The sequence below is a fragment of the Agromyces humatus genome (genome assembly GCF_021228295.1).
GTDB classification, from domain to species: Bacteria; Actinomycetota; Actinomycetes; order Actinomycetales; family Microbacteriaceae; genus Agromyces; species Agromyces humatus.
In genome coordinates, this window is the sequence record NZ_JAJQPD010000010.1 from 114,459 (window position 1) to 135,676 (window position 21,218).

At 69.3% G+C, this 21,218-nt stretch carries 25 protein-coding genes and 1 tRNA gene; 10 read left to right on the forward strand and 16 right to left on the reverse strand.

What is annotated here, in order from left to right:
• Window positions 1-22 precede the first annotated feature (22 nt).
• From LSF15_RS16035 to LSF15_RS16045, 3 genes are all read right to left on the reverse strand, one after another.
• A complete protein-coding gene (locus tag LSF15_RS16035) occupies window positions 23-2,122 on the reverse strand; it encodes a bifunctional polysaccharide deacetylase/glycosyltransferase family 2 protein (RefSeq protein ID WP_232499566.1) in 2,100 nt (699 codons plus the stop codon).
• Between the two features lie 56 nt (window positions 2,123-2,178).
• Window positions 2,179-2,535 carry a hypothetical protein gene (locus tag LSF15_RS16040; RefSeq protein ID WP_232499567.1) on the reverse strand — a complete coding sequence of 119 codons (357 nt, stop codon included), beginning with the start codon at window positions 2,533-2,535 and terminating at the stop codon, window positions 2,179-2,181.
• A 252-nt stretch (window positions 2,536-2,787) separates the two neighbouring features.
• The gene (locus LSF15_RS16045) at window positions 2,788-3,642 is read right to left on the reverse strand and encodes an NUDIX domain-containing protein (RefSeq protein ID WP_232499568.1); all 855 of its coding nucleotides are present in this window, start codon (window positions 3,640-3,642) and stop codon (window positions 2,788-2,790) included.
• Window positions 3,643-3,714: 72 nt separating this feature from the next.
• On the opposite strand from LSF15_RS16045, the gene LSF15_RS16050 reads away from it, so the two are divergent.
• Window positions 3,715-3,939 carry a PLD nuclease N-terminal domain-containing protein gene (locus LSF15_RS16050; protein ID WP_232499569.1) on the forward strand — a complete coding sequence of 75 codons (225 nt, stop codon included), beginning with the start codon at window positions 3,715-3,717 and terminating at the stop codon, window positions 3,937-3,939.
• Window positions 3,940-3,949: 10 nt separating this feature from the next.
• Here LSF15_RS16050 and LSF15_RS16055 read toward each other — a convergent pair whose 3' ends face one another.
• A complete protein-coding gene (locus tag LSF15_RS16055; protein ID WP_232499570.1) occupies window positions 3,950-5,143 on the reverse strand; it encodes a Fic family protein in 1,194 nt (397 codons plus the stop codon).
• 93 nt (window positions 5,144-5,236) lie between these two features.
• Here LSF15_RS16055 and LSF15_RS16060 point away from each other — a divergent pair, with 93 nt between their 5' ends.
• Window positions 5,237-6,184, forward strand: a complete 948-nt coding sequence (locus tag LSF15_RS16060) for an NAD-dependent epimerase/dehydratase family protein (protein ID WP_232499571.1) — start codon at window positions 5,237-5,239, stop codon at window positions 6,182-6,184.
• Window positions 6,185-6,325: 141 nt separating this feature from the next.
• Here the strand turns inward: LSF15_RS16060 and LSF15_RS16065 are convergent, their stop codons facing one another.
• Window positions 6,326-6,997 carry an NUDIX hydrolase gene (locus LSF15_RS16065; RefSeq protein ID WP_232499572.1) on the reverse strand — a complete coding sequence of 224 codons (672 nt, stop codon included), beginning with the start codon at window positions 6,995-6,997 and terminating at the stop codon, window positions 6,326-6,328.
• A 70-nt stretch (window positions 6,998-7,067) separates the two neighbouring features.
• Between LSF15_RS16065 and LSF15_RS16070 the strand changes: the two genes are divergently transcribed.
• The 6 genes from LSF15_RS16070 (at window position 7,068) to LSF15_RS16095 (ending at window position 10,623) form a co-directional block, all read left to right on the forward strand.
• A complete protein-coding gene (locus LSF15_RS16070; RefSeq protein WP_232499573.1) occupies window positions 7,068-7,490 on the forward strand; it encodes a DUF1801 domain-containing protein in 423 nt (140 codons plus the stop codon).
• Window positions 7,487-7,819, forward strand: coding sequence for a DNA alkylation repair protein (locus LSF15_RS16075; RefSeq protein WP_232499574.1), 333 nt, complete (start codon window positions 7,487-7,489; stop codon window positions 7,817-7,819). The genes LSF15_RS16070 and LSF15_RS16075 overlap by 4 nt, the downstream gene beginning before the upstream one ends.
• A gap of 26 nt (window positions 7,820-7,845) precedes the next feature.
• Window positions 7,846-8,331, forward strand: coding sequence for a GNAT family N-acetyltransferase (locus LSF15_RS16080; protein ID WP_232499575.1), 486 nt, complete (start codon window positions 7,846-7,848; stop codon window positions 8,329-8,331).
• A 295-nt stretch (window positions 8,332-8,626) separates the two neighbouring features.
• Window positions 8,627-8,914, forward strand: a complete 288-nt coding sequence (locus tag LSF15_RS16085; RefSeq protein WP_232499576.1) for a hypothetical protein — start codon at window positions 8,627-8,629, stop codon at window positions 8,912-8,914.
• Window positions 8,915-8,923: 9 nt separating this feature from the next.
• Window positions 8,924-10,021, forward strand: coding sequence for a sensor histidine kinase (locus LSF15_RS16090; RefSeq protein WP_232499577.1), 1,098 nt, complete (start codon window positions 8,924-8,926; stop codon window positions 10,019-10,021).
• Window positions 10,018-10,623, forward strand: coding sequence for a response regulator transcription factor (locus tag LSF15_RS16095; RefSeq protein WP_232499578.1), 606 nt, complete (start codon window positions 10,018-10,020; stop codon window positions 10,621-10,623). The genes LSF15_RS16090 and LSF15_RS16095 overlap by 4 nt, the downstream gene beginning before the upstream one ends.
• Before the next feature lie 399 nt (window positions 10,624-11,022).
• On the opposite strand, the gene LSF15_RS16100 is transcribed toward LSF15_RS16095, so the two are convergent.
• From LSF15_RS16100 to LSF15_RS16110, 3 genes are all read right to left on the reverse strand, one after another.
• Window positions 11,023-11,096, reverse strand: a tRNA-Pro gene (locus tag LSF15_RS16100).
• A gap of 90 nt (window positions 11,097-11,186) precedes the next feature.
• Window positions 11,187-11,837, reverse strand: a complete 651-nt coding sequence (locus tag LSF15_RS16105) for a PH domain-containing protein (protein ID WP_232499579.1) — start codon at window positions 11,835-11,837, stop codon at window positions 11,187-11,189.
• On the reverse strand, window positions 11,834-12,292 hold the full coding sequence (locus LSF15_RS16110) for a MarR family winged helix-turn-helix transcriptional regulator (protein WP_232499580.1): 459 nt from the start codon (window positions 12,290-12,292) through the stop codon (window positions 11,834-11,836). Before LSF15_RS16110 ends, LSF15_RS16105 begins: the two co-directional genes overlap by 4 nt.
• A gap of 88 nt (window positions 12,293-12,380) precedes the next feature.
• Here LSF15_RS16110 and LSF15_RS16115 point away from each other — a divergent pair, with 88 nt between their 5' ends.
• Both LSF15_RS16115 and LSF15_RS16120 read left to right on the forward strand, forming a co-directional pair.
• A complete protein-coding gene (locus LSF15_RS16115; RefSeq protein ID WP_232499581.1) occupies window positions 12,381-13,004 on the forward strand; it encodes a GNAT family N-acetyltransferase in 624 nt (207 codons plus the stop codon).
• Window positions 13,005-13,060: 56 nt separating this feature from the next.
• Complete coding sequence (locus tag LSF15_RS16120) at window positions 13,061-13,495, forward strand: nitroreductase/quinone reductase family protein (RefSeq protein ID WP_232499582.1); 435 nt, start codon at window positions 13,061-13,063, stop codon at window positions 13,493-13,495.
• Between the two features lie 27 nt (window positions 13,496-13,522).
• Here the strand turns inward: LSF15_RS16120 and LSF15_RS16125 are convergent, their stop codons facing one another.
• The 8 genes from LSF15_RS16125 to LSF15_RS16160 form a co-directional block, all read right to left on the reverse strand.
• Window positions 13,523-14,443: a CHAD domain-containing protein gene (locus LSF15_RS16125; protein ID WP_232499583.1), complete on the reverse strand. Its 921-nt coding sequence runs from the start codon at window positions 14,441-14,443 to the stop codon at window positions 13,523-13,525.
• Window positions 14,444-14,570: 127 nt separating this feature from the next.
• Window positions 14,571-16,088, reverse strand: a complete 1,518-nt coding sequence (gene der / locus LSF15_RS16130) for a ribosome biogenesis GTPase Der (RefSeq protein ID WP_232499584.1) — start codon at window positions 16,086-16,088, stop codon at window positions 14,571-14,573.
• Window positions 16,089-16,141: 53 nt separating this feature from the next.
• Window positions 16,142-16,831 carry a (d)CMP kinase gene (gene cmk, locus LSF15_RS16135; RefSeq protein WP_232499585.1) on the reverse strand — a complete coding sequence of 230 codons (690 nt, stop codon included), beginning with the start codon at window positions 16,829-16,831 and terminating at the stop codon, window positions 16,142-16,144.
• The gene (locus LSF15_RS16140) at window positions 16,828-17,910 is read right to left on the reverse strand and encodes a prephenate dehydrogenase (protein ID WP_232499586.1); all 1,083 of its coding nucleotides are present in this window, start codon (window positions 17,908-17,910) and stop codon (window positions 16,828-16,830) included. The genes cmk and LSF15_RS16140 overlap by 4 nt, the downstream gene beginning before the upstream one ends.
• Entirely contained in the window at window positions 17,907-18,698 is a 792-nt protein-coding gene (locus tag LSF15_RS16145) for a pseudouridine synthase (protein WP_232499587.1), read from the reverse strand. The genes LSF15_RS16140 and LSF15_RS16145 overlap by 4 nt, the downstream gene beginning before the upstream one ends.
• Complete coding sequence (gene scpB, locus LSF15_RS16150; RefSeq protein ID WP_232499588.1) at window positions 18,685-19,458, reverse strand: SMC-Scp complex subunit ScpB; 774 nt, start codon at window positions 19,456-19,458, stop codon at window positions 18,685-18,687. Before scpB ends, LSF15_RS16145 begins: the two co-directional genes overlap by 14 nt.
• Window positions 19,448-20,332, reverse strand: a complete 885-nt coding sequence (locus LSF15_RS16155) for a segregation and condensation protein A (protein WP_372460042.1) — start codon at window positions 20,330-20,332, stop codon at window positions 19,448-19,450. The genes scpB and LSF15_RS16155 overlap by 11 nt, the downstream gene beginning before the upstream one ends.
• Window positions 20,316-21,203, reverse strand: a complete 888-nt coding sequence (locus LSF15_RS16160) for a ParA family protein (RefSeq protein ID WP_232499589.1) — start codon at window positions 21,201-21,203, stop codon at window positions 20,316-20,318. Before LSF15_RS16160 ends, LSF15_RS16155 begins: the two co-directional genes overlap by 17 nt.
• Between the last annotated feature and the right edge of the window lie 15 nt (window positions 21,204-21,218).

Consider the following 21,218-nt stretch of genomic DNA (forward strand, 5'->3'; position numbering starts at 1 on the left):
TAACGGCCAGCACGCATGGCGGTCAGGAGGCGCGGGCGAGGGCCCGGTCTTCGTCGGGCACGCGCAGGCTGCCGTACCGCTCCATGCGGTGCCACCGCAGGTGCACGCCTGCGAAGGCGGTGAACACCGACTGAATGACGACGAGGTACATCAGCTGTCGGTACACCACCTGTTGCAGCGGGAGCGTCCACAGCGGTCGCAGTGACTCCCGGTCGAGCCTGAAGGCGTACACGGCCATGATCAACTGCACTGCGAGGAACGCGAGCCAGACAGCGGCGATGCGCAGTGGGTCGAGGAAGATGAGGCCGAACACTGCGAAGAGGTCGACCACGGGTGCGAACAGCGGCAACAGCACCTGCAGCACCAGCAGGTAGCCGAGGCCTCGCCGGCCGAGCTTGCCGGCCGCTCCCCCCTGGACAACGGCGCCGCGGTGCTTCCACATCGCCTGCAGGGTGCCATAGCACCAGCGGTAGCGCTGGCGCCAGAGCGCCCCGAGACTGGCCGGGGCCTCGGTCCAGGCCCGGGCGTCGTCGCGGTACACCACCCGCCACCCGTCGCGGCAGAGCGCCATCGTCAGGTCGGTGTCTTCGGCGAGCGTGTCGCCACTGACGCCCCCCACACGTTCGAGCGCCTCGCGCCGGAAGCCGCCGATCGCGCCGGGCACCGTCGGCATGCACTCGGCGATGTCGAACAGGCGGCGGTCGAGATTGAAGCCGACGACGTACTCGATGTGCTGCCAGGAACCGAGCACGCCGTCGCGGTTCGCGACCTTGGTGTTGCCCGAGACCGCGCCGACGCGAGGATCGGCGAAGGCCTGCACGAGCGCGTGCACGGTGCCCGGCTCGAAGACCGTGTCGCCGTCGACCATGACGATGAGGTCGTGCGCGGCGGCGCTCAGACCCGTGTTCAGTGCGGCCGGTTTGCCGCCGTTCTCCTGGCGGATCACCGTCACGCCGGGCAGTCCGAGGCCTTCGGCGAGTGCTGCGGTGTCGTCGGTCGATCCGTCGTCGACGACGATGATCTCCACGGGGTGCGTCGATGCGGCGATCGAGCGGACGGCGGCCTCGATGCCGGCGGCCTCGTTGTGCGCCGGAACGATCACGCTCACGGGCTCGCCCACGATGTTCCTGGGGGGTGCGCCCGGCGCATGGCGCCCACGTCGTGTCGAGCGGTGGTGGCGCCGGGCGACGCCCACGACGAGCACGGCGCGCACCACCATCACGATTCCGCTGATGACGAGCGCCCAGCCGATCAGGGTGACGACGAGATCGCTGAGCCGGATGCCCCACGCGAAGGCCGCGCCGGCGACGCGCTCCACCGCGGTCGCCGGAGCGGTGCTCTCGACGCCGAGGGCGTCGCCCACAGTCGTCACGCGGTAGCCCTGATCGGCGTAGCGGGCCAGCATCCGATCGAGCGATTCGACCGTCTCGCTGCGGTCGCCGCCGCCGTCGTGCATGAGCACGATCTGCCCCTCGGTCCCGGTCGGGGTGAGGTTCTGCTCGATCGTCTCGACCCCTGGTTGCCGCCAGTCCTCGCTGTCGAGGGTCGTGAGCACGGTCAGGTATCCGTCTTCGGCACCGGCGCGGATCGCTGACCAGGCACCGTCGGTGACGGCATCGTTCTCGGAGCTGTACGGCGGCCGCATCAGCGCGGTCTTGGATCCCGTGATTCCCACGATCGCCTGTTGCGATCCCTGCAGTTCGAGCTCGCGCTGCCAGGGCGGCGCCGAACCGAGGTCGGCGTGCGTCAGGGTGTGCACGCCGAGCTCGTGGCCCTCGTCGACCATTCGGCGAACCAGGTCGGGGTGGTCGATGACCGCCGTGCCGACGACGAAGAAGGTCGCATGCACGTCATGCCGCTCGAGCACGTCGAGGATACGAGGCGTCCACGTCGGGTCGGGACCGTCATCGAAGGTCAGGGCGATCGTCTGCTCGGGCGGGCCGGCGGTGCGCACCTCGGCCTCGCTCGCATCGATGACGGGACCGCCGTCGTGCACCTCCGGTGGCACATGCTCGGCCGAAGCCGTCGAGGGCACCGAGTCGTTGCTGATCGAAGCGAGGTGGTGCGTGTAGCCCTGCACGAGGAGCGCGACGCCGAGCGCCAGCAGGACGGCGCCGAGCACGATCCAGTGCGTTCTGACGCGCGACGCTGCGAACCGCTGATGGAGACCGCGCGGCTTCACGGGCGCTGCGGGTGCTCGGGAGTGTTCGTCTTGCCGGGAGCGGTCTCGCTCTTGCCCGGCTCATCGGCTGCCGGTTCATCGGCTGCCGGCTCGGTCGGAGCGGGCTCGGCCGGCGTCGGTGCCGCCGCCGCCGGCTGTGGGGCGACCAGGTCGGGCGCCGCCGGAGTGGGCTCGGCCGTCGCGTCGGGCACCACCGACGGCGCTGCGCTCGGCGTCGGCTGCACGGCAGGGAGTTCGCGGGCGGCTTCGTTCGCGGCGGCCGGCTTCGGCAGCAGGGGCGTCACGACGTCGGGTCCGCCGAGGAACACCGTCGCCACGAGCCCGAGATAGCCCGCGACCGCGCACAGAGCCAAGCCGCCGATGATCCGCGCACGGCGCCGGCGGCGACCGGACGGATCGACGAAGACCGGCCCGACCTGTGATTCAGCGTCCCCTGACACGCCTGCTGTCGGGGTATCGGGTCGGTCTTTCATCGGGGCCGAGTATATGCGGTCGATTCGACCGCCCGCTGACCCGGGGACAGCTCGCGAACGCCACGTCGTCCACGGCTCGCCGCTGCCCGGTCCCGTCTTCGTCGTAGGACCGCGCGCTCGCCCTCCCCAGCCTCACTGCCCTTCCGCACGGTGCGCCCGTGGCCCGCTTTCGCGTGCGACGCGGGCGACCCGCGCGAGCAATCGGCGTGTCGCGACGATGTGAGTACCCAGTCCCATCAGCAGCATCCGGTATGCGGCGCCACCTGCCCCCGGAAAGATGGCGCGCGTCTCGGCACGAAGCCGGCTGCGGCCGGCGCCGAGGTCGTCGATTCGGAAGCTGAGCTCGTAGTCGGAGAATCGGTGGCGCCCGGCGAGCGCGAGCAGCGACGGACGTTCGGCGGCGGTGATGTGGAAGCCGGGCACGCTCGACGACCTCTCGAGGGGGCGGGGCCCCGACGCCGTGACATCTTCACAACCCAGGAGTGTGGCGAACCATGGCGCGCCGGTGCGCTCGACGACACGTTCGAGCGCCGACCACACCGTCTCGCGGTCTGCCGCGACGGCCACCGCGTGCTCGTCGACGTACGGCAGCGGCGGGATGATGCCGGCCATGCGCAGGTGGTCGACGAGGTGTGAGGTCAGCCGCAACGAGTGCAGTTCGTCGGCCGAAACCCACCGTGCGTCATCCGCGTCGTCGCCATGACCGAGCACGCCGCCGGCGACCGTGGCCGCGAAGTCGTGGACCTCGTACTCGCGCCCGTCGCCGGTGGGCACGCGCACGGTCCAGAGCTCGCGGCCCACCTCGACGTGGAGGCCGGTCTCTTCGAGCGCCTCCCGCGCGGCGGCCGCCTCGAGCGCCTCGCCCGGTTCGACGTGCCCGCCCGGCACCGACCATCGGCCCCGCTGCGGCTCCCTGCCGCGCTTGACGAGCAGCAGCCGCCCGTCGGGGTCGGTGATGACCGCGCTTGCAGCGAGCACGAACTCCATGTCATCACCGTACCGAGCTAGGGTTGCACCAAGCCGAGGTATCCCAGGACACCGCCGACGAAGGGGGCCGACATGGCGACGACGAAACAGCAGCGCTGGAGCGATCTCAGCGATCAACAGAAGACTTGGACGCTCGTCGCGGGATCCGTGCAGGTGGCTCTCGCCGCGACCGCATGGACCGACCTCGCGAGACGCCCGGCCACGCAGGTGCGCGGCGCGAAGCCGCTGTGGGCGGTGCTCATCGCGGTGAACTTCATCGGGCCGATCTCGTACTTCATCTTCGGGCGCACCCGCTGATCTGGGCCGGTCACCAACGGGCGCGACGCGCACGCGCGGCGAACGCGTCGAGCGCGGCGAGCACCTCGGTCGCCTGCCACACCCGATAGCGCGCACCGCCCGCGGCACGCGTGAGCACGCCTGCCCCGGCGAGTTTGTCGATCGACGTCTGCGCCGCGACTTCGCTCACTCCGATCGCCTCAGCGACCGACGCTGCCGTCACGAGCGGATGCTGCAGCAGGTGCGCCTTCACCCGATGGACCGAGGCATCCGATCGCGCTCGAACGAGCGCATCCCAGCTCGCGGCGATCTCGTGCAGTTCGCGCACCAGCGCACGGCCGTTGGCCACCGCCCGGAACGCGGCGTCGGCGACGGTCTCGACGATGACGTCAGGTTGGCCCTGCCGGTACCGGGTGAGCGCCAGGAAGTAGGCGTCGAGATCGCCCAGCAGACCCGCCGAGACCGGCACCGCCACGTTGCGGGTGACGTCGGCGGCGCGGAGCATCCCGTGCAACAGCGCTCGCCCGGTGCGCCCGTTGCCGTCGGGGAACGGGTGGATCGTCTCGAATTGGGCGTGCGCGATCGCGGCGTGCGCGAGCGCCGGCACGTCGGCGCGGTCGGCGAACCGCACGAGATCGGCCATCAGCCTCGGCACCCGGTCGTGATGCGGCGGCACGAACGTCGCGTGATGCGGCGAGAACGACCCGCCGCCGATCCACACCTGCTGATCGCGCCACCCGCCGATGAAATGCGGTGCGGATGTCTCGAGCAGGGCCTCGTGCATCGCGATGACAGCCTGCTCGTCGAGGCGATCGGCGAGCGCGATCGCCGCCTGCATCGCGCGAACGTTCGCGACGACGAGCTGCGCGTTCGTCGAGTCGGATCGATCGAGTTCGGCGAGCGCGACCTGCTTCGCACTCGCGGTGAGGTGCTCGACCTCTGAGCTCGAGGCACTTTCAGTGCGCAGCAGGATCGCGGCGAAAGGGGCTGCGAATGATCCGGCCTCGGCGTCGAATCGCGTGAGCTCCTTGCTCGCGTCGTCGGCGATCGCCAGCGTCTCGGGGCGCAACGGCACCTCGCGATCGGCGATCAGCGGTACCAGCGCGGCACGATACTCGCCGACGGCTGCGCGGAGCTGCCGGCGCGAGGCCACCTCGTTCTCGGCGCGGTGCCACGGCCGCGGCTCGCTGTCGACGGCCGGCCATGGTGCATCCACGAGCGTCATTCCGCCATTCTAACCAAAGCTTCGACTGTTATCCTTTGATTAGCGCTGAATCCGTCAACCTTATCGTCGCCGTGGTGTGCGAGAGTCCGGGTCATGACTTCCCTGCACCTGATCGTCGGCGCCGGCCCGATCGGAACCGCCTTGGCAGTACGACTGGCTGACGACGGACATCGCGTGCGCGTGGTGACCCGCTCCGGAGGCGGCCCCGCGCATCCGGCCATCGAGCGCATGGCGCTCGACGCCTCGGACGCGACGGGTCTCGCCGCCGCGGCCGCGGGCGCAGCAACGTTGTACAACTGCGCGAACCCGGGCGCGTACCCGCAGTGGGAGCGCGTGTGGCCGCCGCTCGCCGCGTCGATCCTCACCGCGGCCGAGCGAAGCGGAGCGGTGCTCGTCACCATGAGCAACCTCTACGGGTACGGCCCCGTAGACGGGACGATGACGCGCAGCACGCCGCTTCGCCCGTCGGATCACAAGGGCGTGCTTCGGGTGCGCATGTGGCAGGACGCCCTGGCCGCTCACGAGGCTGCCCGCGTGCGGGCCACCGAGGTGCGGGCCTCGGATTACATCGGTCCTGCCCTGACGCCCGCCGGTTCCCTGCTCGCCAGATATGCGAGCGCCACGCTCGGTGGGAAGGCCGCGACGGTGTTCGCCGACCCGGACCAGCCGCACACGTGGACGGCGGTCGACGACATCGCCGCGACCCTCGCCGTTCTCGGGCGCGATGAGCGAGCGTGGGGCTCCGCGTGGATCGTGCCCTCGAATCCGCCCGCGACGGTACGCGACGTCCTGCAGGGCCTCGCCGCTCGAGTGGATGCCGGCGAGCCGCGGCTGCGACAGCTGCCCCGCTGGGCGCTCAGCGCAGGCGGTGTCGTGATCCCCGTGCTGCGCGAAGTGGCCGGAGTGCTCTACCAGTTCGAGCGGCCGTTCATCGCCGACGGAACCGACACCACCGAGACCTTCGGCATCACGCCGTCACCGTGGAAGCCGCTGCTCGAGGAGACAGCCCACGCCTGGCACGCGCGAGCAGCCGGCACCTGATGCGTGTTCGAAGCCGGCGACATGCCGAGCGCGTCACGCGGACCCACTGACGCCGCCGCCGTGCACGGCGGACCGGCCAGATCGATCAGATCGAGTTCGCTGCCCGACGGTCGCTCGACCGCGGCATTCCGCGTCGATGGTTCAGGGTTCGACGACCTTGCGTTCGTCCCACTCGACGGCCCACCCCAGGTCTTCGAACATGCGTGACAAGACCCTCGCCGTGAAGCCCCACACGACCCTGCCGCCAACGGCGAACGCGGGCGAACGATAGACCTCGCCAGCGAACCGGTGTTCGGTCATCGCGCGGTTGGCCGGATCGACGAGGTCGGCGACCGGAACGCGGAACGTCTCGACCGTCTCGGCCGAGTCGACGGCGGCGACCTCCGACGGGCGACTCCACCACGCGGGCACCGGCGTCACCAGGTGGTTGCTGACGGGCACCGGGAACGGCGTCAACGTGCCGAGCACGTCGACACCCCTCGGGTCGAGGCCGGTCTCCTCGACGGCCTCACGCAGTGCTCCGGCAGCGGCATCCGAATCGGTGGGTTCGAGCCGGCCTCCGGGGAAGGCGATCTGTCCGGCATGGCTCGAGAGCGTCGCCGCCCGCCGCTGCAGCAGCACATCCAGGTCGCGCGCGACCGCATTCGACGCGCCGGCCGGAACGGAGTCGAGGACGCCGAAGAGCACGAGCACGGCGGCATCCCTGAGCGGAGCCTCGTTTCCCCAGACTGGCTGCTGGCCGAGTCTCCAGTCGATGCCGCGCTCGCACAGCGCCACAAGATCGGCACGGGCGTCAGTCGAGGCGGGCGGCATGCGGCCAGCCTATGGTGCGCAGGTCTCGGAGCACTCGCGCACCAGGGGCGTGCACGCGACAATGGGAGGCATGGCCGAGAACAAGACCCAGCCGACGGATGCCTCCGTCGACGACTTCCTCGACGCGGCGACACCCGCCCGCCGCCGCGACGACGGCAAGGCCCTCGCCACGATCTTCCGCGAGGTGACCGCCACCGAACCCGTCATGTGGGGTCCGTCGATCGTGGGCTACGGGAGCTACCGCTACGCGTCGCCGGTGAATCCTCGCAACCAGGGCGACTGGCCCAAGACCGGGTTCTCGCCACGCAAGTCGCAACTGTCGATCTACGGAATCAAGGACCTCCCCGAGGGCGCCTCCCTCCTCCCCCAGATCGGCACGTACACCGAGGGCGCTGGATGTGTCTACGTGTTGAAGCTCGACGACATCGACCTCGACGTGCTGCGCCGGCTCATCGCGATCGCCTGGTCGCGCGGCGACGACCCCACGTCATGACACAGGAAACGCTGTCGGAGACGGTCGGCGAGGTCATGGTCGAACTCGCCGCACTCGACGACGCGAAGATGCGCGAAGTGAACGAGCGGCGCGGTGACGATCACGGCGTGAGCCTCGGCAGGCTGCGCACTCTGGCGAAGCGAGTGAAGACGCAACACGATCGCGCGCGCGCACAGATCGGCATCGAGCACGTCGAGCTGCGGGTCCGCGCGATCGACATCGGCGAACGACTGGAAGTGCTGAAGGACCACCCGACGCCGCCGAACTGCACCTCGCCATTCGCGCCCACGTGGATCGGCGAGATGGCGCGCCGGCAGGGGGCGGCGTAGAGGTCACGAACGAACGGAGGAATCAGGTGAGTTCAGCTACGGGATTCGAGGTGCGCCGCGCGACGACGGCGGACGCATCTCTGGTCGGGCGGTTGCTGTTCGACTTCAACACCGAATTCGAGTCGGTGACGCCCTCGGCTGAGGAGTTGGGCTCTCGATTCGGAACGCTGCTCGGTCGTGAGGATGTACTCGTACTGCTGGCTGAGGAGGGGGCGTCGGGCGCGCCTGCCGTGGCGTTCGCGTATCTCACGTTCCGTCCGACGCCCTATGGCGACGGCCCGATCGCGCAACTCGAGGAGCTCTACGTTCGCCCGGAACTGCGCGACCACGGCATCGGCACCGACCTGCTCGCCGCCGCGCTGGCCGATTCCATGCAGCGCGGGGCGATCGAGATGTACATCAACGTCGACGAGGTCGACGTCGACACCCGCCGATTCTATGAACGGCACGGGTTCGTGAACATCGAACCCGGTGCCGACTACCGCATGCTCTTCTACATGCGAGAGTTGTGACTTCTGGCTGCACGCGTTCTGCTCATGCTGCCTCGAGGTAAGACTTCAATCTCGGCAGATGGTCGCCGTCCGTCTCCGGATTTGACCCGATTCATCGTCCCCTCTTCCTGAGCCGAGTTCTCCCGGCATCCACTCACTGAATGCGCTACGACAAGCACAGCCTTCCGTCTCCGTATGTCCAGGCGTAGTGCCGCCGGGTCAGGTTCGGCGGTGACCCTACGGCACTACTGCGCGTTCACGATGGGGCGCAGGCTGGGACGAAGTCGAGTACCCCGAACACGTGAGGAAATGAGAAATGAAAGCCATCAGAATCGTCGTCGTGGCCGTGATCGTCGCCGCCTGGGTCGTGGCATTGGGAAGCTTCATCAACAGCATCGCCGATGTCTCCACCTTCCCCGACGTGGCACGGAGCGTCCTGAGTCTGTGGCCAGACCCCGACACGAGCACAGGTACGGTGATCCGGTTCGGAGCGGTGGCCGTGGTGATCGCCGGGATACTCGGCTTCCGAGCCCTTGGAAAAGCTGGTGCGCGCCGCGAGCATGCGCGCGACGACTCCGATCAAGTGCCCCTGTCCCAGGAATAGAGTTGCCGGGTGAGCACGCCCGCGACGCATGCAGCCCGACGGCGTCTTCGCGCGCAGAACAGCCGCGGTTATGTAGTCGCACTGGTGGCGATCGGGTTCGCCGGCGCTCTCAGTTCAACGGGTTGGCAGGACGCGATTCTGGTGGTGCCGAGTCTGGCACTGGCTGCAGCCGTGCTGTTGACGGTCCGGGATCGCCCACCGAATCCGCTCCTGATGGTCGGCTCGGCCGTGGTCGGCGTCGCGACGCTGGTGTGGGCTGCGCTCGAGCAGGCGAACCCTGCCGGGTCGGCGGGCATCGCGATCACCGCCGCCGTATGGCTGACGCATCGCCGTGCCGGACGCGCGGCGCTGCTCGTTTCCACGTGTCTGGGCATCCTTGCCGTCGCATGCCTTGCCCTTCTCGCCGGCGGGCCGGATGCTGCCGTCACCGTGGTCCTGCTGACATTCGTCGGCATCGGCTGGGTGCTCGCCGTCGTCGAGAGCGACAACGAGAATCGGCTCGTCGACCTTCTGGAACAGGCGAAGGACAACGAGCGCGAGCTGTCGATTCTCCGTGAGCGGAACCGTTTCGCCGCCGACCTGCACGACATCCAGGGCCACTCGCTGCATGTGATCAAACTCAAGGCTGCCGTGGCGAAACGGCTCCAGCTCACCGACCCCGATCGCACCGCTCAGGAACTGACAGCGATCGAGCGCTTGACGGCAGAGACCATCGATCAGGCGCGCCGACTGGCAAACTCGACACACGCGCTGGTGCTCGCCGCGGAGTTGGCCAACGCCGTCGAGCTGTTCGGTGCCGCGGGAATCCGCACGCGGGTCGATCATCCGCAACGTGCGCCCGGTCCCCACGAAACGGAGTTCGCACTCACTCTCCGTGAAGCGACGACCAACATCCTGCGCCACGCCCGTCCCACCCTGGTCACCATCTCCATAACGCCTGACCGCCTTGTCGTCCGCAACGACGGTGCAGACCGCGGAAAGGACTCACCCTCGCGGGGCCTCGCCACGCTGGGCGACCGCATCCGCGAGGCCGGCGGCGTCCTCGATGTGGATCATGCGGATGACACGTTCACACTTTCAGTGAGCTTCGAAAGGGGGCTGTCATGACCGTCGCCGTGCTCCTCGCCGACGATGAGCGTCTCATCCGCTCCGCTCTTGCGACCCTCCTTCCGCTTGAAGGAGACATCCGCGTAGTCGCTGAAGCCGGCACCGGAACAGAAGCCGTGTCCGCATTCGAACGTCATCGTCCCGATGTCGCGGTACTCGACCTCGACATGCCCGAGCGAGATGGCCTGGACGTCGCAGGACACATCCTCAGCACCTCTCCGGGCCACGCCGTCCTCCTCCTCACGCGTCACGCCCGCCCCGGGACATTACGCAAAGCTCTCCGGCTCGGTGTCCGCGGCTTTCTCGGCAAAGACGCGGATCCAGCACTCATCGCCGCCGCCATTGTCGAGGTCGCAGCCGGTGGCAGGTACGTGGATGCCACCATCTCCGCACAAGCGCTCATCAGCGACATCCCACTCACCGAACGGGAAACCGATGTGCTCCGTGTGGCCAGTGACGGGTATTCGGTGCAGGACATCGCTCGCATCCTGCACCTTGCCCCCGGTACGGTCAAGAACTACCTCTCGAGTGCCATCGGCAAGACCCACACCACTACCCGTCACGACGCCGCCCGCTATGCCCGTGAACACGACTGGCTGTGAGCGGATACGGCCGCACCCGAATGCCGCGCCCGGAGCGTTGCGAGGGCCAGCGACCACCAGCCGCCGGCGCCGGGGACGCCCGCAGACCACGAACTCAAGCCCGCTCTGCCCCGGCTACAGCCGCAGCTGACCCAGTGGGTGGATCAAGTACCGGAGCGAGTACGCGAGGATCTGTGACCGCCACAGCTCGACCGGCTCGGCGATCGAGTTCGAGGGCAAGAGCCCGCCGGAACCCGCCATGAATCCGATGTGGCGATCGCATCGACACGTTGCGCATCCGTGTAGGTCCGCTCGCGTGGCACGTGCCGAGCGTAAGGCGCACCTCGGGCATCCGCCTCTTCAGCGCGGTGTCGCGAGAGACGAGAAGGGACCGGCTGGAGCCGATCCCTTGTCACAACGTCGGGATGACAGGATTTGAACCTGCGACCCCCTGACCCCCAGTCAGGTGCGCTACCAAGCTGCGCCACATCCCGATGTCATCCGCTTCCGCAGAAGACAACTTGACTATCATAGCGGCATCCGCAGGGGTGCTCGTGCACTCGGCGCGACCACGGGACATCCGATCAGAGGTACGTGCGAACCTCATCCATGAACCGCTGCGGGTCGTCGACCCAGATACGCACCGCCGTCACGGCCTGGTCGCCGCCATTGGCTCCGTGCCCGGGCAGGCGCACCACCGTGGGCCGCTCGAGTTCGATCTCGATATCGGTCTCGTCGTTGATGCGCATCACGAGCGTGCGAGAGCCGTCGGCCTCGACGAATTTCGGCGACTTGGGCTGGTCGACGCGCCGGTTGCGTGCCACCGACGCGATGTCGTCCCAACTGAGCACGATGTCGGTTTCGAGCCCGCCGCGCACGCGAATGCCGTCGGGTCCCACCGTATGGGGCCGCATGAGGTAGGCGCAGAGCAGCCCGATCATCCACGTGACACCCCAGATGCCGAGCACCAGCAGCGGGATGCGCACGCCCGGCCACGGGTGCACGATCAGGTCGATGATGGGGATCTCGACGGCCGAGAGCACGATGAAGACGATGAGGATGGTGAGCACCGGCTTGTGGAAGCCGAAGCCCACCGCGCCGTGCGGAATCGCCGGACGCCGCGCCACGAATCGGGCGATGCTCGCATAGATGCGCAGTTCGAACATCAGCACGCGTTTCGCGAGCCTGCCGACGCGACGCCAGACGGATGTCTCGGGGCGGGACGTGATCGTCATGGTCGCGGGCTCGCTTCGCCTTCGGCAGCGACGAGCTCGCGCAGACGCCCGGCGATCGCCTCGATGCCTCGCACGAGCGCATCGCGATCTGCGGGGGCGACGGCGCCGAGCAGGTCGGCTGAGAGCGCGGCGTGGTCGGCCTGCATCTGCTGCATCATCTGTCGAGCGGATGCCGCGAGCGAGACGATGATCGCACGCCGGTCGGTCGGATGCGGGGTGCGAGTGACGTAGCCGCCCGCCTCGAGCGCATCGACGAGCCCGGTGATGTTGCGGGCACTCACCTCGAGCCGTTCGGCGAGCGCGTGCTGCGTCGACGGGCCGGCCGCGACGAGATCCCAGAGCACCCGCACGCGTGCCGTGGTGAGCGGCGTGCCGTCGAACGCACGAGCCACGTCCTTCTGGAAGAGCTCGCTCACTTCGAGCAGCCGGTCGAGCACGGTGATCTCGGGAGTCATATTAGTGATGATAGTACATTGTTACCTATCTTCACGATATCTCCCTCGGGTGATGCTGAATGTCGCTGGTCACCGATAGCGTTGCCGCATGATGACCGAGGTGACCGACGATCTCGAGCCGGCGCCGCTGCGCGTCGTTCCCGCCGACACCGCACCGTTCGCAGATGTCGAGGCGGTGTTCGGCACCAAGGGCGACCCCGCGCACTGCTGGTGCCAGTGGTACAAGATTCCGGGCAGCGATTGGCGCAGGTTCGGCGACGAGGCATTGAGCGACCGGCTCGAGGCGCAGCTGCACTCCCCCGGCGCCGGCCCCGGTCTGCTCGCCTACGACGGCGACGTGCCGGTCGGGTGGTGCGCGGTCGAGCTCAGAGCCAATCTCACTCGGCTGAAGCGCACGCGCATCGTCGCCGACCACACGCCGAATCCCGACCTCGACGAGCCCGAGATCTGGTCGGTGTCGTGCTTCGTCGTGCCGCGTGCCTATCGACGACGCGGAGTCGGTCGCGCGCTGGCCGAGGCGGCAGTCGAGTTCGCGCGTGCGAACGGCGGCCGCATCGTCGAGGGCTACGCGATCGATCCGACGAAGCGCGAGAAGATCCCCGCGGCCGATCTCTTCCACGGCACGGTGTCGATGTTCGTCGACGCCGGCTTCACCGAGGTCGCGCGGCCGAACCCCGACCGCGCGATCATGCAGCTCCGGCTCCGCGACTGAACCCGAACGACCAGCGCGCACACCGCCCGCTCAGCCGTTCGTGGTGTACTCCACGCATGGGCTCGCTCGCCGATGTCGGCTACCGCACCATGTCGCACGCGCACGCGGCGCTGCTGCGACTGAGCCGGTGGCGCCTCGGAGCGACCGTCATCGGAATGCCGATCGTCGAACTGCGCACGATCGGGCGGCGAAGTGGCCGGTCGCGTTCGGTCATTCTCTCGACACCGCTCGTCGATGGCGAACGGATCGTGCTCGTGGCATCGCGAGGCGGTGCCGATCACCATCCCTCTTGGTACCGCAATCTCGTGGCGAACCCCATGGTCGAACTCACGATGCATGGCGCCACGCGACCGATGCGCGCGAGGACGGCCGACCCCGTGGAACGAGCCGAGCTCTGGCCCAGGGTTGTGCGTGCCAATGGTGGCTACGAGGGCTACCAGCGCCGCACGGCACGCCAGATCCCGCTCGTCGTCTGCGAGCCCCGGCACTGAGCTCACGGGCAGGGGCGCGGTGCCGCCTCACCGCGATGCCCACTCCTTCGCGGCGCGACGCAGCTTGGCCCTGACGTGGCCCAGCCCGTGCAGGCGCTCCGTCGCGCGGCGGTCGGCGGAGTCTGCCAGCAGGCCGAGCAGCGCCACGGGTTCGCCCCGGTGGGCCGCATGCGCCGCCGACCGCCGCACATGCTCGGCGAACAGCACCTCGTCACGATGGTCTCCGAGCACGTCGTGCAGGTCCTCGCCCGCCTCGGCGAGCGCAGCCGCCCGCTCGTCGAAGAGGGCGAGGGGCTCTCTCGTGACAGCCTCGGCGGCGTAGCGGAGGCGTCGCCCGGCCTTGCGCACCGCGTGCAGCGCTTCGATGTCGGAGTCGGCATCGGACGGGGAGCCCAGTCGATCCGCCCGGCCGACCGTGCGTTTCGCCTCCTGCTCGAGGAGGGCACCCAGGACCTCGTCGGCGCGCCCCGCCGCGCGCGGCGACAGCGGTGGGGTGTCGAGGAAGTCGGCGAGCATCCGCCGCCTGGCGGCGGCTCGCGACATCCGTTGCCGTGCCGCGAACCGTGCGTGGGCGAGTCGATGCGCCTCGAGCTCCGCGTCGACGAGTCGCGAGCGCACCGCGGCCAGCATGTCGGGCGCCGAATCGTCGGGCGCCTCGTCGAGCGCTCGCTCGGCGACGTGCACGCGCACCTCGATGTCGCGCACGGTGCCGAGCTCACTGCCGAACTCGCGGTAGCGCCGCCGGATCCGCTCGGCGACGGAGGGGTCGAACAGCGGACCGAAGGCGGCGAGGATGCTGCGAAGGCGGCGCACACGCGTGCGAAGCTGGTGCACCGCGTCGGGCTCGTCGGCGAGCGCGGCGGGCTCCAGGGCATCGAGCTCCTCGGCGATCGCCCGGAGTGCCGCCACGATCGCGGAGCCGGCGTCGAGCGTGTGCGGCACTGCCATGACCCCACGCTACGCCGCGGCGCCCGCCCGACGCCGCAACCGAACGCCGGATTCGCTCTCCGATGCCGAGCGGCCCCGTGCGGCTGGCGGGCTGCACCCGCACGGTCAGCTCGACGGGATCTGGTGCCTACCGCTGCCGGCGCTCGCGCACCCGCATGTTGACGACGATCGGCGAACCCTCGAAGCCGTAGATCTCGCGCAGGCGCCGCTGGATGAACCGGCGATAGCCCGGGTCGAGGAACCCCGTCGTGAACAGCACGAATGTCGGCGGGCGGCTCGCCGCCTGAGTCCCGAACAGGATGCGGGGCTGCTTGCCGCCGCGCACCGGATGGGGGTGCTCCTGCGTGAGTTCGGTGAGGAACGCGTTGAACTTGCCGGTCGCGATGCGCGTGTCCCACGACTCGAGTGCGGTCTCGAGGGCGGGCACGAGCTTCTCGAGGTGCCGGCCGGTGCGAGCCGAGATGTTCACGCGCGGCGCCCACGCGACGTGATGCAGGTCTTGATCGATCTCGCGCTCGAGGTAACGGCGGCGGTCGTCGTCGAGCAGGTCCCACTTGTTGTAGGCGAGCACGAGCGCGCGGCCCGACTCGAGCACGAGGTCGATGATGCGCACATCCTGCTCGGAGATCGGCTGCGAGACATCGAGCAGCACCACGGCGACCTCGGCCTTCTCGAGCGCGGCCTGCGTGCGCAGCGACGCGTAGAAGTCGGCTCCCTGCTGCAGGTGCACCCGGCGGCGGATGCCGGCGGTGTCGACGAAGCGCCAGATCTTGCCGCCGAGCTCGATCTGCTCATCGACCGGGTCGCGGGTGGTGCCGGCGAGTTCGTTCACGACGACACGCTCTTCGCCGGCCGCCTTGTTCAGCAGCGAGCTCTTGCCCACGTTCGGGCGGCCGAGGATCGCGACGCGGCGGGGGCCGCCGAACTCGTCCTTGGCCACGGCCGAGACCTGCGGCAGCACCTTGAACACCTCTTCGAGCATGTCGGCCACACCGCGGCCGTGCAGCGCCGACACCGGGTAGGGCTCGCCGAGTCCCAGATTCCACAGTGCGGCGGCCTCGGGCTCCTGACGGGCGTCGTCGACCTTGTTGGCCACGAGGAACACCGGCTTGTTCGACTTGCGCAGCAGGCGAACGACGTGCTCGTCGGTCGCGGTCGCCCCGACGGTCGCGTCGACCACGAACATGACCACGTCGCAGAGGTCGATCGCGACCTCGGCCTGCGCGGCCACCGATGCGTCGATGCCTCTTGCGTCGGGTTCCCACCCGCCGGTGTCGACGAGCGTGAATCGCCGGTCGAGGAACTCGCCCTTGTACGAGACCCGGTCGCGGGTGACGCCCGGGGTGTCTTCGACGACGGCCTCACGGCGGCCGAGAATGCGGTTCACGAGCGCGGACTTGCCGACGTTCGGCCGGCCGACGATCGCGATCACCGGCAGCGCCGGCAGGTAGCGGATACCCTCTTCGCCCTCTTCCGAGAGTTCGAGCACCTCGAGGTCGTCTTCGTCGAGCTCGTAGTCGGAGAGTCCCGAGCGCAGGGCTGCGGCTCTCTGGTCGGCAAGGTCGTCGTCGACGTCGGCAAGCCGTTCGGCGAGATCGTCGGCGACGATCTCCTCGTCGTCGTACTCGTCGCGCTGGTCGGTCATTTCGTCTCCTCAAGTCGGCAGGCTGCGTCGTCACGACGCGAGCCCCGCTCTATTCAACCAGTGACCGGCTGAAAGGATCGGATGACCCCGATCACGGCCTCCACCGTCTGGTCGAAGTCGAGCTTCGTCGAGTCGACGGTGGTCACCCCTTCGGCGGCGGTCATGAAGTCGACGACCCGCGCGTCGGCCTCGTCGCGACGGCGGATCTGCTCGCCCACATCGGCCGTCGACGAGCCGACGAGCTCGGCTGAGCGTCGCGCCGCGCGCACTTCGGGCGAGGCCGTCAGCAGGATGCGCACCGGGGCGTCGGGCGCGACGACCGTGGTGATGTCGCGACCCTCGACGACGATGCCGGGCCGGGATTCGCCGGCCATGCTCGAGCGGAACTGCTCGATGAGGTACGTGCGCACTTCGGGAACGCGCGCCACGCGGCTCACCACCGCCGAGATCCGCGGGTCGCGGATCGCGTCGGTCACCTCGGTCTCGCCGACGTGCACGGCGTACCCAGTCGGGTCGGTGCCGATTCGGTAGTCGAAGCTCGCAAGGCTCGAGATGACGGATGCCGCGTCATCGGTGTCGACGCCCGACGCCTCGGCGTGCCAGGCGAGGGCCCGGTAGGCCGCACCGGTGTCGAGGAACCCGTAGCCGAGGCGGCGAGCCACCTCTTTCGACACGCTCGACTTGCCGCTGCCCGCGGGTCCGTCGACGGCGACCACGAATGGGATGACGGGTGACACGTTCAACCTGCAATCCGCCAGCCGCGCGCGGCCAGCTCATCGGTGAGGCGCTCGAGCACCTCGGGGAGTACGGAGATCTCGGCGAGACCGACCTGGGCGCCCGGCGAGTGCTCGAGCCGCAGGTCCTCGATGTTGGCGTCGGCGTCGCCGACGTCGTTGAAGAGCTTCGCGAGCTGCCCGGGCCGGTCGTCGACCATCACGGTGAGGCTCGCGTAGCGGCGGTCGACGCCGTGCTTGCCGGGCAGCCGCTCGAGGCCGGTGTTGCCGCCGAAGAGCTCTTCGGCGACGCGGCGGCGCGCGCCCGGGGCATCCATGTTCTCGAGCGCGTCGATGAACCGGTCGAGGTCGTCGCGGTACCCGCGCAGGATCTCGACGACCGGCTGCGCGTTCTGGCCGAGGATCTGCACCCAGAGCTCGGGGTCGCTCGCGGCGATGCGCGTGACGTCGCGCAGGCCCTGCCCGGCGAGGTTCACCGACGTGTGCGGCGCCTCGATGAGCCGGCGCGCCATGAGGCTCGACACGACCTGCGGCACGTGCGAGACGAGCGCGACGGCCGCGTCGTGCTGCTCGGGGGTGAGCTCGACGAGCGTCGCACCGAGATCGAGGATGAGGTCGTCGATCGCGGCGGCGTCCTGATACGAGACATTGCCGTGATCGACCACGACCCACGGGCGCCCGACGAACAGGTCGGCACGACCCGACATGGGCCCGCCCCGCTCGCGACCGGCCATCGGGTGCGTGCCGATGTAGCGCGACAGGTCGGCGCCTCGGTCGCGCAGGTCTTCGTAGACGGCCACCTTCACGCTCGCGACATCCGTCACGATCGCCTCGGGGAAAGCGTCGAGCTCGGCAGCGACTACGTCGGCGGTGACGTCGGGCGGAACGCACACGACGATGAGCTGCGGCCGGTCGCCGGGCGCTGCGGGCCTGCCCGCGCCGTAGTCGGCCGCGATCGCGAGGTGCGTCGGCGACGCGTCGGCGAGGACCACCTCGATGCCCTTCGCCCGCAGCCCCAAGCCGATGCTCGCACCCAGCAGGCCGACGCCGACGACACGAACCGGTCCGGTCAGACGGGATTCGGTCACGTGTCGTTCCTCTCGCGTTCGGCGTCGGGGGCCCGGGTGATCGTGAGCAGCTGGCCGAGTTCGGCCGGGGTCAGCGGTCGCAGGTGGCCCGATCGCAGGGTGCCCAGGTTCAGCGGGCCGAAACTGCGGCGAACGAGGTCGACGACCGGATGTCCCACCGCATCCATCATGCGGCGCACGATGCGGTTGCGGCCCGAGTGCAGCGTGAGCTCGACCATGGTGTGCCGCTCGTCGGCCTGCTGCTGCAGGATGCGCGCCTTGTCGGCCGCGATCGGCCCGTCGTCGAGGTCGATGCCGTTCTTCAGCTGCTGGATGACCTGCGGGGTCACCCTGCCCTTCACCTTGGCGATGTACGTCTTCGAGACGCCGAACGAGGGGTGCGCGAGCACGTGCGCGAGCTCGCCGTCGTTCGTGAGGATCAGCAGCCCGCTCGTCTCGGCATCGAGCCGGCCCACGTTGTAGACGCGCTCATCGAGGTCGGACGTGAACCGGGTGAGGTCGGGCCTGCCCTGCTCGTCGCGCATCGACGAGACCACGCCACGCGGCTTGTTCAGCATGTAGTAGCGCTTGGCGGTGTCGAGCTGCACGGCGACGCCGTCGACCGAGACGTGGTCGGTCGCCGGGTCGATGCGGGTGCCGAGCTCGGTGACGACGCGGCCGTTCACCTCGATGCGCCCCTCGACGATGTAGTTCTCGACGACGCGGCGGCTTGCGACGCCCGCAGCGGAGAGCACCTTCTGCAGCCGGACGCCCTCAGGTGCGTCCGCGTTCGGCTCATCGGTAGTCAAGGTCGAATCCTTCCTGGCCGTCGTCGAGCAACGGCGAGATGTGCGGCAGTTCGTCGAGCGAGTTGATGCCGAGGTTCGTGAGCAGCAGGTCGGTGGTGCCGTAGAGGATCGCGCCGGTCTCGGGGTCGGTCGACACCTCGGTGACGAGCCCCCGACCGAGCAGTGTGCGCACGACCGAGTCGACGTTCACCGCCCGGATCGACGCGACTTGCGACCGCGAGATCGGCTGCTTGTAGGCGATCACCGAGAGCGTCTCGAGCGCCGCCTGCGAGAGCTTCGTCGACGACTGCGTGATCACGAAGTCCGCGACGAGGGCGTCGTACTCGGCGCGAACGTAGAAGCGCCAGCCGCCGCCGACCTCGCGCAGTTCGAAACCGCGGCGGATGCCCAGCGCTGCGGCCCCTTCGCCGGCGGTGTCGGTGCGGGGTTCGCCCGAGCCGCCCTCGCCGTCGTAGTCGGCCCTCAGGCGAGCGATCGACGCCCGGACTTCGGCCACCGGTCGGGCGACCGCTGCGGCGAGGTGCACGACGCTCTGCGGCTCGTCGGCGATGAACAGGATCGCCTCGAGCGCGCGGTCGAGGTCGAGCCGAGGCTGCCCCGGCACGTCGAGCGGGGTCGCCACCGACAGCTCGGGGCCTGCCTGCTCTGCTGGTTGAGGAGCCGACGAAGGAGGCGTCTCGAAACCCTCCTCCACGGCGTCGAGGTTTCGAGACGGTCGCTTCGCTCCCTCCTCAACCCGCTCGGGAATCTCATTCGTCATAGTCGGCTCCCAAGCTCTCGAGATTGTCATCTGACCAGGTCTCGGCCGCCCACCGCAGCGTCAGTTCGCCGAGCGGCTCGAGCTGCTCGAATCCGATCGCCGAGTGCCGGTAGAGCTCGAGCACGGCCAGGAACCGCGCGACCACGACTCCCGGCTGCCCGACCCCGGCGATGAGCTGACGGAAGGTGACGGGGTCGCCGCGTCGCAGCACGGCGACGACGTGCGCGGCCTGCTCGCGGATCGACACGAGCGGCGCATGCAGGTGATCGAGCCCGACGACGGGGATCTCGCGTGGTGTCAGGGCCAGGGTGGCTATCGCCGCGAAGTCGGCGGCCGAGAGGATCCACTTGAGCTCGGGCGGTTGTTGCCGGAACCGTTCTTCGAGGCGCACGGTGCGCGCATGCCGGAAACCCTCGGCCTCGAGGTGGCTGCCGAACCAGCGCGCCGCCTCTTTGAACGCCCGGTACTGCAGCAGGCGCGCGAACAACAGGTCGCGCGCCTCGAGCAGCGCCACGTCTTCGGCGTCGACGAGCTCGCCCTGCGGCAGCAGACCCGCGACCTTGAGGTCGAGCAGGGTCGCCGCCACCACGAGGAACTCCGAAGCGCGGTCGAGCTCCTCTTCGGAGTCGAGGCCCCTCAGGTACGAGATGAACTCGTCGGTCACCTTCGACAGCGACACCTCGGTGATGTCGAGCTCGTGCTTGGCGATGAGCGAGAGCAGCAGGTCGAACGGGCCCTCGAAGTTCGTCAGGGCGACACGGAATCCGGCGTCGGGGGCGTCGGCAGCACGATCATCGCTCGGCTCCGTGGTACCCGGCGCCGCACCGGGCGTCTGCTGTTCCGAAGCCGACGCGGCCTCAGGCGACCGCGCCACGGAAGACCAGCTCCCTGGCCAACTGCCGATAGGCCTTCGACGCCTGATGCTCGGGAGCGAACTCGGTGATCGGCGTCGCCGCGACGGTGGCGTCGGGGAACTTCACGGTGCGCGTGATCACGGTCTCGAGCACCTGGTCGCCGAACGCGTCGACGACGCGCTCGAGCACCTCGCGCGAGTGCAGGGTGCGTGCGTCGTACATGGTCGCGAGAATGCCGTCGAGCTCGATCGCCGGGTTGAGCCGGTCGCGCACCTTGTCGATGGTCTCGATGAGCAGTGCCACGCCGCGCAGCGCGAAGAACTCGCACTCGAGCGGGATCACCACCCCGTGACTGGCCGTGAGCGCGTTCACGGTGAGCAGACCGAGCGACGGCTGGCAGTCGATGAGGATGACGTCGTAATCGGATGCGACGCGCCGCAGCACGCTCGCGAGGATCTGCTCGCGCGCGACCTCGGTGACGAGGTGCACCTCGGCTGCCGAGAGGTCGATGTTCGCCGGGATCACGTCGAGGTTGGCGACACCGGTCGACTGAATCGCGTCGCGCGGGTCGAGCTGGCGCGACAGCAGCAGGTCGTAGATCGTGTGCACGTCGTGCGTCTGCACGCCGAGGCCCGCCGAGAGCGCCCCTTGCGGATCGAAGTCGATCGCGAGCACGCGCCGGCCGTACTCGGCGAGCGTCGCACCGAGGTTGATCGTCGTCGTGGTCTTACCCACCCCGCCCTTCTGGTTGCACAGCGCGATGATGCGGGCCGGCCCGTGCGACTTCAGTGGCGCGGGCTCGGGGAAGTCGCGAAACGCCCGACCGGTCGGCCCCAGCTCCGGCTCGAGCGAAGCGATTCCGTCCGCCGGGTCGTGCTGGTGCTGCGTCACGTGTCGTCTTCTCTC